Raw genomic sequence first — 11,861 nt, 5'->3', positions numbered from 1 at the left:
GGCGGTTGAGTCGAGAGGGTGGGACATGGGTGTGGCGATCCGGACGGCGGGCGAGGGTGATCGGGAGCTGGTCACCCGGTTGCTCGACGAGGCGTTCCACAACGACCCGGTGAGTGTCTGGGTCTTTCCGGACGTGGCGCACCGCCGCGCCAAGCACCCCGAGTTGATGGGGATGTTCACCGAGATCGTGTTCGCCGAGGGCCGTATCGACATCACGGAGGACGGCACGGCGTGCGCGCTGTGGCTGTCCGTGCCCGCCGACGCCGGCCACGCCGACGACGGTCCGGTACAGCTGCGCGAGGCCATCGATCCGGACAACGAGCGGGTCGAGCTGATAGGCCGGCTGACGGCCGGGATCCACCCCGAGGGCCGCGCCCACGAGTACCTGTGGATGATCGGTGTGGCGCCGGAGCGCCAGGGCGAGGGCCTCGGCACCGCGCTCGTCCGGTCGGTCCTCGACCGCTGCGACCGCGAGGGCCTGCCCGCCTATCTCGAGGCGAGCAACGCCCACAGCCGCCGGCTCTACGAGCGTCTCGGCTTCGACCTGACCGGGCGCCCCCTCGACCTCCCGGACGGCCCGCGGATGTGGCCGATGTGGCGCGAGCCGCAGCCCGAGCGGGGAGCCTGACCGGAGCCCGGCCACGGGGTCTTCGTGCGGACGTACAGCGGGAAGCGCTGAACCGTCTCCCGCTCTACCCTGAAGTCATGGGCACCGATGAGCATGTCTGCCCCGCCTGCCGGCAGCCGGTCACCACCGTCGTGCGGCGCCACAAGACGCTGGGCGCGTTCGTTCCCGTATGGGGTCCCGGCCCCTGCCACAACCCCGAGTGCGAGGCGTACGTCGGGGAGCCCCGGCCCGGAGTCGCCGCCTCCCGGCCCGTACGGCGGGCCGGATCCGCACCCGGCGGGGAGCCCCGGGAGCGCCGGGAGCCTCAGGAGCCCCGGGAGCAACGCGGGGAGCAGCCCGGGGAACAGCCCGGGAAGTCGGCCGCGGAAAAGTGATGCGTGCGCGCCCCGGCCTGGAGCGGGTCACCGAGATCGCCGAACGCGTCACCCGCTGCCCCGGCCCCGAGGGCGCCACGAACCACCCGGTGGTCATCCGCCCCATCCTGGACGCCGCCGCCCGGTACAGGCCTTAGCGTGGCGGCATGTCCGAACCCTTGTTGCACCTCACCGAGCGCTCCCTGTGGGACGCGGCCCGCGCGTCCGGCGCGTACGAGATGTCCACCCGTGGCCGCACCCTCCAGGAGGAGGGCTTCATCCACTGCTCGCTGCGACACCAGGTCCCCGGGGTCGCCTCCTTCCTGTACGGCGGGTACGACGGCCCCGACGAGCTGGTGCTCCTGGTCATCGACCCCGAGCGGCTGGACGTGCCGGTGCGCTACGAGGCGGTCAAGCCCGGGGGCGAGGAGTTCCCGCACGTCTACGGGCCGATTCCGGTGGCGTCCGTGGTGGACGTCGAGGTGTGGGAGTCCGCCTCCTAGAGCTGTCCGTCTCCTAGAGCTGTCCGTCGGATCAGCTGGGGGCCGGGAGGCCGCCCGTCGCCGGGTCCCGGCCGGTCAGGCAGTAGGTGCCGCCGACCGGGTCCCGCATGACGGTCCAGCGGGCGCCATGGCCGACGAGCACGGCACCGAGCCGCTCGTGGTGGGCGCGCACCGCCTCGATGTCCGAGCAGGCGATGTCGAGGTGGGCGGAGGCGGGACGGGCCGTGTCGAGGCGTTGCAGGAGGATGCGGAAGGGGAGCCCCGCGGGCGGCCGGAGCAGGTGGAATTCGGGGAACGCGCCGGCGTGCGACTCCCATCCGGTCAGGGCGCTCCAGAAGGCGACTTCGGCCTCGAAGCGGGTGGGCGCCACGTCGAGGCACACCTGGTCGAGGCGGCTGGTGGCGCCGGTGGGTCCCGGGACGACCGGCGGCCGCGCCGACTCGCCGTGCCACCGGACCGCGCAGAACAGTTGGCCGCCCGGGGACCGCAGAACGACCAGGCCCTCTTCGGCGGCGACGATCTCGGCGCCGAGCTGTCGGGCCGACTCCGCCAGCGCCCGTACGTCCTCGACAGCGAGGTCGAGATGGGCGCCGCCGTCGCCCGCGCCGACGCCCTGCGCTTTGACACCGGCATCGGTGCCGGACGGCAGCAGGGTCACGAACTCGCCCTGCTCACCGCGCGGTTCGGACAGTGTCGTCGCCGTGACGGCGGTCCAGAAGCCGCAGGCGCGGGCGAAGTCCTTCATGGGGCGGTCGATGAAGACGTAGGTCCATCGAATGGGTTGAGCCATGGGTCGTCTCCCGCTCCCTCAGACGCCGTGTGCGGCTCGTACCGTCTCCTGCCCGATCAGTCCGCGCAACGAGGTTTTCATCCGTGAGACGAAGGCGTCCCGCGCGTCGGGGGAGAGGACGTCCAGGGACAGATACGGGTTCAGGTCCTCCAGCTCCACGAGGAGCAGCTCGCCGTCGGGGGCCCGGCAGGCGTCGACGCGCTGGATGCCGTACGCGATGTCGTTCCAGTCGACGAACCGCTGGGCGAACTCCCGGTCGGGCCCGGTCGGCTCGTACGGCTCCAGGGCCCAGCGCTCGTCCGGGCGAGGGGCGTACAGGGCGTACTGGAAGGTGCGGTCGACGAAGTAGAAGGACACCTCGTAGCGGAAGTCGATGCGCGGCTGGACGAGGATGTCGCCGTACGACAGTTGGGGCAGCCGGTCGCGCGGTACGAACTCCAGGCCGATGGAGTCCGCTCCCAGCTTGGGCTTCACGACGTAGGTGTCGACGTCCGGCAGTCGGCCGAGGTCGTCGGCGCGGTCGATGGTCGGGATGACGGGGAACCCCGCCGCGGTGAGCTCCAGCAGGTACCCCTTCCCCGCCATGTCCCCCCTGCCGGACAGCTGGTTGTACACGCGGACGCCTTCCAGGACCGCCTGCTTGCGGAACGCGTCGTACTCCGCCTGGTAGTGCAGCACCGGCCCGCTGTTCCGCACGACCACGGCGTCGAAGCCGGTCATCAGCGCGGTCGCGTCCAGGGGGTGGCATACGGCGAGGTCGAACTCCTCGCGCAGCCGGGAGGTGAGGAAGATGTCCTCGTCGCAGTACCGCCGCCCCTTGGCCGGGTAGGCCAGGTCACTGACGTAGAGGACGCGGGGGCGCGCGGACGGCATCGATGACTCCTCGGACTACGGGACTTCAGACGTTCCGTTCCATGGGCGACGCGCTCCCACGGAACACACGGACGTAGTCTGCCTCCCGCCGGCCGAGGCGGGGGTGGCCGGGGTCAGGCGTCGGGGCGTTCGGTGAAGCGGAGGAGGTTGCCCGCCGGGTCGCGGAAGGCGCAGTCGCGGACGCCGTAGGGCTGGTCCATCGGTTCCTGGAGGACGTCGGCGCCGGAGGCACGGACGCGTTCGTAGAGGGCGTCGCAGTCGGCGGTCGAGAAGATGACGCCGCGCAGGATGCCCTTGGCGAGGAGTTCGGCCATGGCCTGTTTGTCGGCGGGGGAGATGTCCGGGCTCGCGGCGGGGGGTTCCAGGACGATCTGGACGTCCGGCTGGAGCGGGGAGCCGACCGTCACCCAGCGCATCCCCTCGAAGGCGACGTCGCCCCGGACCTCCAGACCCAGGACGTCCCGGTAGAAGGCGAGTGCCTTGTCATGGTCGTCCACGGCGATGAAGCACTGTGAGAGTTTCAGGTCCATGGCCCCACGCTAGAGGCGTGTACCCGGTTCCGCTTCAGGATTGCGGTGGCGGGTCGGGCGGGTGAGGCGCTGGGCCACGCACGGCGGGATCGGGGCGCCGTGGTCGTGCGGCCGGGCCCGGTACGCGCTCGGGGTCTCGCCGACCAGCTCCGTGAAGCGGGAGCTGAACGAACCGAGCGAGGTACAGCCCACCGCGAGACAGACCTCCGTGACCGTCAGGTCACCCCGCCGCAGCAGGGCCTTGGCCCGCTCTATTCGGCGGGTCATCAGATAGGTGTACGGCGTCTCCCCGTACGCCGCCCGAAAGCTCCGCTGGAAGTGCCCGGGCGACATCAGCGCGGTGCGCGCGAGCGCGGCGACGTCCAGCGGCTCCGCGTACTCGCGGTCCATCCGGTCGCGTGCCCGGCGCAGCCGGACCAGATCCTCCAGAGTCATTCGTCCAGAATGGCACGCGCCACTGACAGGGCACCGGTGACTCGGGGCGCCGGGCCGCATCGAGAAAAGAAGACCGCACCCGCTCCGTCATGGACGCCGTGCTCGGCGGCCTGCGGACCGGGTGCGGACAGGTAGGCGATGCGACCCGCGAAACCACAGGTCAGACGGCCTGGCCAAGGATCAAGCCTTCTTGGTCTCCCAGAAGATCTTGTCGATCTGGGCGATGTAGTCCAGCGCCTTCTGGCCCGTGGCCGGGTCCGTGGACGCCTTGGCGGCCGAGAGGGCCTTCAGGGTGTCGTTGACCAGCTGGTGCAGCTCCGGGTACTTCTCGAAGTGCGGGGGCTTGAAGTAGTCGCTCCAGAGCACCGACACGTGGTGCTTCGCGAGCTCGGCGCGCTGCTCCTTGATGACGGTGGCGCGGGCCTGGTAGTGCGGGTCGTCGTTGCCGGCCATCTTTTCCTGGACGGCCTTCACCGACTCCGCCTCGATGCGGGCCTGGGCCGGGTCGTACACACCGCAGGGCAGGTCGCAGTGCGCGCTGACCTTGACCTTGGGGGCAAACAGGCGGGAGAGCATTGAGCTGTCCTTCCTCGTGATCGTCTTCTCAGGTGGGACATTACTCCGTGGGAGACGTCTTTTCTCGAGTGCCCCCATGGGCTTAGGACAAAAGTCCAGGGTGAAACTGGGACTGGTGGAGGATGGACCGGGGAGGTGCCGGTGATGCCGGAGCTGTCGCAGGAGACCGAGCGTGGGAGGGCCGTGCTGCCGTTCGGGGCGGCCGAGGTGAGGGGGCCCTCCATGGTGCCCACGCTCCAGCACGGAGATCGGCTCGTCGTGCAGTACGGGGCCCGGGTCAGGCCCGGCGACGTGGTCGTTCTGCGCCATCCGTTCCAGCAGGACCTGCTGGTCGTGAAGCGGATCGCGGAACGGCGGGAGGGGGGTTGGTGGGTACTCGGGGACAACGCCTACGCGGGTGGGGACAGCACCGACTACGGGACGGTTCCCGAGGACCTCGTCCTCGGGAAGGTGCGATTCCGTTACCGGCCCCACCTGCCGGGTCAGCGCTCGCCGTTCGCACTCGTCCGCTGGGTGCTCGGCGCCGCCAGGCCGGTGCTCTCCGACCGGTCGGCCTCCAGGCGTTTGCGGGCCCGGTAGGCGGCCACGTTGGCGCGGGTCGCGCAGCGGTCCGAGCAGTAGCGCCGGGAGCGGTTCGTCGACGTGTCCAGGTACGCGTTGCGGCAGGGGGTCGCCTCACAGAGACCGAGGCGGTCCACGCCGTACGACGTGAGATGGAAGGCGAGTCCCATGGCGGCGATCGCCGCGTAGCCCGCCGTCGCGTTCGACGGGTGGTCCGCCAGGTGCATGTGCCACAGCGGGCGCCCGTCGTCGTCCCGGTGGTCGTGCCCGGAGATCTGCGGACTGACGGGGAACTCCAGGAGGAGTGAGTTCAGCAGGTCCACGGCCAGGGTCTCGTCGCCGCCGTCGGCCGCCTCGAAGACCGCGCGCAGCCGGCCGCGGACCGACCGGAAGCGGGTGACGTCCGCGTCCGTGGCGCGGCGGGCCGCCGAGGAGTTCCCTCCGAAGAGGTCCCGGACCGCCTCGACCGAGGTGAGCGAGTCCTTGCCCCGGGTCGGCTCCTCGGTGTTGACGAGGCGTACCGCGTAATCCGAGTAATAGGCCAGTTCCACTTGTAGTCCTTACGGTGGCGCTCTATCGTCGTGCGTGCGGTCAGGTAACGGCTGATTGCACTTCCAGGGTATTACGCGGGCGAGTGAAGACGAACGCAGAAGGGGCTTCCATGACCGTCGGCACCGGAATCGACAGCGACGAGACCCACGGCAACGGAGCCGACTGGCACGCCTGGCAGCGGAGCTGGGACCGGCAACAGGAGTGGTACATGCCGGACCGCGAGGAGCGCTTCCGGGTGATGCTCGACATGGTCGAGGCCCTGGTCGGCCCGGAGCCGCGCGTCCTCGACCTCGCCTGCGGCACCGGCACCGTCACGGCCCGGCTGTTCGGCCGCTTCCCGAAGGCCACCAGCACCGGCGTCGACCTCGACCCGGCGCTGCTCACCATCGCCGAGGGCACCTTCGCGGGCGACGAGAGGGTCTCCTTCGTCGCGGCCGACCTCAAGGATCCGCAGTGGGTGACCCGGCTGCCGTACGAGTCGTACGACGCCGTCCTGACCGCCACCGCCCTGCACTGGCTCCACAGCGAACCCCTCGCGGTCCTCTACGGTCAGATCGCGGAACTCGTCCGCGACGGCGGTGTCTTCATGAACGCCGACCACATGATCGACGAGTCCACGCCCCGGATCAACGCGGCCGAGCGCGCCCAGCGGCACGCCCGTATGGACCAGGCCAGGGCGAGCGGGGTGCTCGACTGGGCCGCGTGGTGGGAACTGGCGGCCCAGGACCCCGTGCTCGCCGCTCCGACCGCCCGCCGCTTCGAGATCTACGGGGAGCACGCCGACGGCGACATGCCGTCCGTCGAGTGGCACGCGCGCGTGCTGAGGGAGAAGGGCTTCGCGGAGGCCCGACCGGTGTGGCGCTCGCCGTCCGACTCGCTGGTGCTGGCGGTGAAGTAGGCCCCTAGGCCCCGTCCGGCGGGATCGAACGATGAAGGGGCGGTACGGGGATCCCGTACCGCCCCTTCATCGTTGTCCGTGGCTCAGAGCACCTTGGACAGGAACGACTGCGTCCGCTCGTGCTGCGGGTTCGTCAGGACGTCCCTGGGGTGGCCGGATTCGACCACCACACCGTCGTCCATGAAGACCAGCGAGTCGCCGACCTCACGGGCGAAGCCCATCTCGTGCGTGACGACGATCATCGTCATGCCGTCCTCCGCGAGGTCCCGCATGACGTCGAGCACCTCGCCGACGAGCTCCGGGTCGAGTGCCGAGGTCGGCTCGTCGAAGAGCATCAGCTTCGGTTCCATCGCCAGCGCGCGGGCGATGGCGACGCGCTGCTGCTGGCCGCCGGACAGCTGGGAGGGGTAGTGCCCGACCCGGTCGCCGAGCCCGACCCGGTCCAGCAGGCGCTGCGCCCGCTCCCGGGCAACGGCCTTGGACTCGCCCTTGACCTGGACCGGCGCCTCCATGACGTTCTCCAGCGCCGTCATGTGCGGGAAGAGGTTGAAGCGCTGGAACACCATGCCGATGTCCCGCCGCTGGGCGGCTACTTCGCGCTCCTTCAGCTCGTAGAGCTTGTCGCCCTTCTGCTGGTAGCCGACCAGGTCGCCGTCGACGTACAGCCGGCCGGCGCTGATCTTCTCCAGGTGGTTGATGCACCGCAGGAAGGTGGACTTGCCCGAACCGGACGGGCCGATCAGGCAGAACACCTCGCGCGGGTTCACCTCCAGGTCGATGCCCTTGAGGATGTGCGCGAGCCCGAAGGACTTGTGCACGCCCTCGGCCTTGACCATCGGGCCGCCACCGGTGCTCTTGGCGACGTCCTTGCTGAGACTGCTCATCGGGCCACCTCCGGGCGGCGGAAGGAACCGAACAGACGGAGGTTCTTCTTCAGGCGCTGCAACGGGGTCGGCGGCAGGTTGCGCGACGATCCGCGGGCGTAGCGGCGCTCCAAGTAGTACTGGAAGACGCTGAAGATGCTGGTCAGGATCAGGTACCAGATCGACGCCACGAAGTAGAGCTCGACGACCGCGAGCGAGGTGCTGGAGATGTCCTGGGCCCGCTTGATGAGTTCGTTGAACTGGACCGCGTAGGCGAGCGACGAGGTCTTCAGCATGTTGATGAACTCGTTGCCGGTCGGCGGCACGATCACCCGCATGGCCTGCGGGAGGATCACGCGACGCAGCGTCTTGCCCTGGGTCATGCCCAGCGCGTGCGAGGCCTCGGTCTGTCCCTCGTCCACGGACTGGATGCCGGCCCGGACGATCTCGGACATGTAGGCGGCCTCGTTCAGGCCGAGACCCAGCAGGGCCGCCAGGAACGGCGTCATCACCTGGTTCATCTCGTCCTTGTAGAACCCCAGGTTGAGGATGGGGAACACGAGCGCGATGTTGTACCAGAGAAGCAGCTGCACCAGCACCGGAGTGCCGCGGAAGAACCAGACGTAGAACCAGGCCACGGTGCTGGTGACCGGGTTCGACGACATCCGCATCACCGCGAGGATCACGCCGAGGACGAGTCCGAGCAGCATGGCGAGCACGGAGATGTACAGCGTGTGCCAGACGCCGGACAGGATCGTGCTGTCCGTGAGGTAGTCCGGGATGATGCTGTAGTTGATCTTCGCGTTGGAGAACGCGATCCCGATCAGCACCAGCAGCGCTACGATCACCGCGCCGGCCACCCAGCGGCCGTAGTGGCGCACCGGGATGGCCTTGATCTGCTCCGGCGGCACGGCGGGCGCCGGAGTCTTGTCGACAGTGTCAGTCACAGTGACTGCCCTTCAGTGTTGCGTCAGGCAGGGTCAGGAGCCGCCGTTGATCTTGGCCTCGGTCACCGCGCCGTCCGTGACGTTCCACTTCTGCAGGATCTTGGTGTACTCGCCGTTCTTGATGATCGCGTCCATGGCCGCCTGGAGGGCGTCCCGCAGCTGGGTGCTCTCCTTGCTGACACCGATGCCGTACGGGCCGGCCTCGATCTGGTCGCCGACGACCTCGAAGTCCTTGCCGCCGCCCGAGGTCTTGGCGTTGTAGGCCGCGACCGGGAAGTCGTTCAGGTCGGCGACGGACGCGCCCTGCTTCAGGCGGAGCAGCGCCTCGGGGTCGGTGTCGAAGGTCTGCAGCGTGATGGCCTTCTTGCCGTCCGTCTTGCACTTCGTGCTCTGCGTCTTGGCGATGCCCTCGGACGTCGTGCCCTTCTGCAGGGCGACCACCTTGCCGCACAGGTCGTCCAGGGTCTTGATGCCCTTGGGGTTGCCCTTCTGGACGAGGATCGAGGTGCCGGCGGTGAAGTAGTCGACGAAGTCGATGCCGTTGCCGGCCTTCTTGCCGGTGTCCGAGTCGATGCCGTTCTGGCGGTCCTTGGTGTCGTTCATCGCCGACATGATCGCGTTGAAGCGCTTGGACTGCAGGCCGACAATGAGCTGGTCGAACTTGCCGTTCTGGAACTCGAACTTCACACCCAGCTGCTTGCCGAGGGCGTCCGCGATGTCCGGGTCGATACCGACAGCCTTGCCGCTCTGCATGTACTCGACCGGCGGGTAGGCGATGTCGGAGCCCACCTTGACGACGCCCGCGTCCTTGATGTCCTTGGGGAGCTTGTCGGCGAGCGGGGCCGAGGAGGAGGGCGACGACGTGTCCGAGCTGCCGCTCTTGTCCGTCTGGTCACCGCAGCCGGTGAGGACCAGGGCCCCGGCGACCGCGATCGCACCGACCGCTGCTATCCGGGACTGGGCGGCGGTCGTACGACGGGTGGAGCTTGCGGTCATGGTGGGTTCCTCCGGCGGATGAGGGAGTTGCCGATGGGTCGACGAGAACACACACCTTTGGGTGTCGCGACCTCGTGTGATGACGGCATCTTGCCATTCGGACTGCGCGCTTCGAGGGACTCGCTATGTCAAAATCGGATAACGGGTGACCCCCGAACCGCCACGGACGGCTCCATCAGAGCCGGATCTTGTGCGGGAATCCCTCCTTCCGGCCGGAAGATCTTCGGAGCATCTCAGGATGCGGGCCGGCACTACTCCGCACTCGTGGTGTCTTGAGGTCAAGTCTTGGACTTGTCCACATATCCAGGTATGAGTCATGTCACCGGCGTGTGAGCTTCGCGGTATGGACTCGTCCCCGACCTGGTCCGTCCGGTAAGAAGGTTCTTTACACCCCTCATCCGGGGCCCAGGGCGCGTGTGCGGCGCGTCCGTCGCGTGTCCGCCCGTACGCAACCACGGCGGCAGGGTCACGCGGTGCCCGCCCACCCCTCAACCAGGAGTGGTCACCCTCAGACAATGAAGACTTAAGGGGTAAAACACAGTGGCAGCGGAGATCGTCAATCCTCGCAGCGACAGCAGTACGGGTCTTGAAGGCGACGTGGAGCCGGTCAATTCCGCCGGCTCCGTCGGCACCGTCGGTTCCGACAGTGTCGACTCCCTCGACTTCGACCCTGCCTTTGCGCTGCACCGTGGCGGCAAGATGGCCGTGCAGGCCACCGTGCCCGTCCGTGACAAGGACGACCTGTCCCTGGCGTACACGCCAGGCGTGGCGAAGGTGTGCAGCGCCATCGCCGAGCAGCCCGAGCTCGTCCACGACTACACGTGGAAGTCGTCCGTCGTCGCTGTGGTGACGGACGGCACGGCGGTCCTCGGACTCGGTGACATCGGCCCGGAGGCCTCCCTTCCCGTGATGGAGGGCAAGGCCATTCTGTTCAAGCAGTTCGGCGGGGTCGATGCCGTGCCGATCGCGCTGGACTGCACGGGCGTCGACGAGATCGTGGAGACCGTGGTCCGGCTCGCTCCCTCGTTCGGGGGCGTCAACCTGGAGGACATCTCGGCGCCGCGGTGCTTCGAGATCGAGCGCAAGCTCCAGGAGCGGCTGGACATTCCGGTCTTCCACGACGACCAGCACGGGACCGCGATCGTCACCCTGGCGGCGCTGCGGAACGCGGCGAAGCTGACCGGGCGGACGCTGGGTGATCTGCGTGCGGTGATCTCGGGGGCGGGGGCGGCCGGGGTCGCCATCGCCAAGTTCCTGCTGGAGGCGGGGATCGGTGACGTCGCGGTCGCGGACCGCAAGGGCATCGTCTCCGCGGACCGGGAGGACCTGACCGACGTCAAGCGGGAGCTCGCCGGGATCACCAACAAGGCGGGGCTCACGGGGTCGCTGGAGTCCGCGCTCGCGGGTGCGGACGTCTTCATCGGCGTGTCCGGCGGTACGGTGCCGGAGCCGGCGGTGGCGTCGATGGCCGAGGGGGCCTTCGTCTTCGCCATGGCCAACCCGAACCCCGAGGTGCACCCCGAGATCGCCCACAAGTACGCGGCCGTGGTCGCCACCGGGCGCTCGGACTTCCCGAACCAGATCAACAACGTGCTGGCGTTTCCCGGGATCTTCGCGGGGGCGCTGCAGGTGCGGGCGTCTCGGATCACCGAGGGGATGAAGATCGCGGCGGCGGAGGCGTTGGCTGCGGTGGTCGGGGACGACCTTGCCGCGGATTACGTGATTCCGTCGCCGTTCGATGAGCGGGTGGCTCCTGCGGTTACCGCGGCGGTGGCCGCGGCTGCTCGGGCTGAGGGGGTTGCCCGCCGCTGACGCGGCGCCCCCAGGGCCTCGCCGGGTTGCTCCCGGCGGGGCCCTGTTTTTTGTCCCGGATTGGCCCGTCCGGGTACCTTTCCTCGCCCCCGCCGCCCCTACCCGTCCCATCCCCAGGGGCTCCGCCCCTTCAACCCCACGACTCGCGCCGCCCCCGTGGGGGCGCCCCCCGCCAGAGGCTGGGCGCCCGGCCCTCCGCGGGGCTCCGCCCCTGCACCCCGCCGGGGGCTGGCGCCCCCTGGACCCCGCTGGGGGCTGGCGCCCCCTGGACCCCGCTGGGGGCTGGCGCCCCCTGGACCCCGCTGGGGGCTGGCGTCCCCTGGACTCCGCTGGGGGCTGGCGTCCCCTGGACTCCGCTGGGGGCTGGCGTCCCCTGGACCTGGCCGGGGGCTGGCGCTCCCTGGACACCGCTGAGGGTTGGTGTCCCCTGGATCCGGCTGGGGGTTGGCGTCGCCTGGATCCGGCTGGGGGTTGGCGTCGTCTGGATCCGGCTGGGGGCTGCTGCCCCCGGACCTGGCCGTGGGTTGGCGTTCTCTGGATCCGG

The 11,861-nt window shown here is 69.5% G+C and carries 16 protein-coding genes; 7 read left to right on the top strand and 9 right to left on the bottom strand.

Going from position 1 to position 11,861, the window contains the following annotated elements:
• The first annotated feature begins 25 nt into the window (after positions 1 to 25).
• The 4 genes from OG568_RS19040 (at position 26) to OG568_RS19025 (ending at position 1,484) form a co-directional block, all read left to right on the top strand.
• Positions 26 to 628 (top strand): GNAT family N-acetyltransferase, encoded by a 603-nt coding sequence (locus OG568_RS19040; RefSeq protein ID WP_329532454.1) that lies wholly within the window; start codon positions 26 to 28, stop codon positions 626 to 628.
• Between the two features lie 77 nt (positions 629 to 705).
• Positions 706 to 1,002: a hypothetical protein gene (locus tag OG568_RS19035; RefSeq protein ID WP_329532453.1), complete on the top strand. Its 297-nt coding sequence runs from the start codon at positions 706 to 708 to the stop codon at positions 1,000 to 1,002.
• Entirely contained in the window at positions 1,002 to 1,139 is a 138-nt protein-coding gene (locus tag OG568_RS19030) for a hypothetical protein (RefSeq protein WP_266591814.1), read from the top strand. The genes OG568_RS19035 and OG568_RS19030 overlap by 1 nt, the downstream gene beginning before the upstream one ends.
• Positions 1,140 to 1,148: 9 nt before the next feature.
• Positions 1,149 to 1,484: a DUF952 domain-containing protein gene (locus OG568_RS19025; RefSeq protein WP_266585724.1), complete on the top strand. Its 336-nt coding sequence runs from the start codon at positions 1,149 to 1,151 to the stop codon at positions 1,482 to 1,484.
• 31 nt (positions 1,485 to 1,515) lie between these two features.
• On the opposite strand, the gene OG568_RS19020 is transcribed toward OG568_RS19025, so the two are convergent.
• The 5 genes from OG568_RS19020 to sodN all read right to left on the bottom strand — a co-directional run bounded on the left by OG568_RS19020 (position 1,516) and on the right by sodN (position 4,688).
• Positions 1,516 to 2,274 (bottom strand): VOC family protein, encoded by a 759-nt coding sequence (locus OG568_RS19020; protein ID WP_329532452.1) that lies wholly within the window; start codon positions 2,272 to 2,274, stop codon positions 1,516 to 1,518.
• Positions 2,275 to 2,292: 18 nt separating this feature from the next.
• Positions 2,293 to 3,147 (bottom strand): hypothetical protein, encoded by an 855-nt coding sequence (locus OG568_RS19015; protein WP_329532451.1) that lies wholly within the window; start codon positions 3,145 to 3,147, stop codon positions 2,293 to 2,295.
• Between the two features lie 113 nt (positions 3,148 to 3,260).
• A complete protein-coding gene (locus OG568_RS19010) occupies positions 3,261 to 3,677 on the bottom strand; it encodes a VOC family protein (protein ID WP_054228118.1) in 417 nt (138 codons plus the stop codon).
• A gap of 9 nt (positions 3,678 to 3,686) precedes the next feature.
• Complete coding sequence (locus tag OG568_RS19005) at positions 3,687 to 4,112, bottom strand: helix-turn-helix transcriptional regulator (RefSeq protein WP_266431591.1); 426 nt, start codon at positions 4,110 to 4,112, stop codon at positions 3,687 to 3,689.
• A gap of 180 nt (positions 4,113 to 4,292) precedes the next feature.
• On the bottom strand, positions 4,293 to 4,688 hold the full coding sequence (gene sodN / locus OG568_RS19000) for a superoxide dismutase, Ni (protein ID WP_037937753.1): 396 nt from the start codon (positions 4,686 to 4,688) through the stop codon (positions 4,293 to 4,295).
• Positions 4,689 to 4,832: 144 nt separating this feature from the next.
• Between sodN and sodX the strand changes: the two genes are divergently transcribed.
• Positions 4,833 to 5,267, top strand: a complete 435-nt coding sequence (gene sodX / locus OG568_RS18995) for a nickel-type superoxide dismutase maturation protease (protein ID WP_266431588.1) — start codon at positions 4,833 to 4,835, stop codon at positions 5,265 to 5,267.
• Here sodX and OG568_RS18990 read toward each other — a convergent pair.
• Positions 5,171 to 5,800: a CGNR zinc finger domain-containing protein gene (locus tag OG568_RS18990; protein ID WP_329364468.1), complete on the bottom strand. Its 630-nt coding sequence runs from the start codon at positions 5,798 to 5,800 to the stop codon at positions 5,171 to 5,173. The two genes, sodX and OG568_RS18990, sit on opposite strands and share 97 nt — an antisense overlap.
• 110 nt (positions 5,801 to 5,910) lie before the next feature.
• On the opposite strand from OG568_RS18990, the gene OG568_RS18985 reads away from it, so the two are divergent.
• A complete protein-coding gene (locus OG568_RS18985; RefSeq protein WP_329532450.1) occupies positions 5,911 to 6,699 on the top strand; it encodes a class I SAM-dependent methyltransferase in 789 nt (262 codons plus the stop codon).
• Between the two features lie 83 nt (positions 6,700 to 6,782).
• Here OG568_RS18985 and OG568_RS18980 read toward each other — a convergent pair whose 3' ends face one another.
• From OG568_RS18980 to OG568_RS18970, 3 genes are read right to left on the bottom strand one after another with little or no spacing between them, the layout of a single operon-like run.
• On the bottom strand, positions 6,783 to 7,583 hold the full coding sequence (locus tag OG568_RS18980; RefSeq protein ID WP_323138168.1) for an amino acid ABC transporter ATP-binding protein: 801 nt from the start codon (positions 7,581 to 7,583) through the stop codon (positions 6,783 to 6,785).
• Positions 7,580 to 8,509 carry an amino acid ABC transporter permease gene (locus tag OG568_RS18975; RefSeq protein ID WP_266431582.1) on the bottom strand — a complete coding sequence of 310 codons (930 nt, stop codon included), beginning with the start codon at positions 8,507 to 8,509 and terminating at the stop codon, positions 7,580 to 7,582. The genes OG568_RS18980 and OG568_RS18975 overlap by 4 nt, the downstream gene beginning before the upstream one ends.
• A gap of 33 nt (positions 8,510 to 8,542) precedes the next feature.
• Positions 8,543 to 9,505 carry an ABC transporter substrate-binding protein gene (locus OG568_RS18970; RefSeq protein WP_329532449.1) on the bottom strand — a complete coding sequence of 321 codons (963 nt, stop codon included), beginning with the start codon at positions 9,503 to 9,505 and terminating at the stop codon, positions 8,543 to 8,545.
• A 540-nt stretch (positions 9,506 to 10,045) separates the two neighbouring features.
• On the opposite strand from OG568_RS18970, the gene OG568_RS18965 reads away from it, so the two are divergent.
• A complete protein-coding gene (locus OG568_RS18965) occupies positions 10,046 to 11,317 on the top strand; it encodes an NAD(P)-dependent malic enzyme (RefSeq protein WP_329532448.1) in 1,272 nt (423 codons plus the stop codon).
• Positions 11,318 to 11,861: the final 544 nt, after the last annotated feature.

It is taken from the genome of Streptomyces sp. NBC_01450 (assembly GCF_036227505.1).
Classification (GTDB): Bacteria; Actinomycetota; Actinomycetes; order Streptomycetales; family Streptomycetaceae; genus Streptomyces.
The sequence above is the reverse complement of the archived record's forward strand: the minus strand, read 5'-3'. Positions and strand labels throughout refer to the sequence as shown.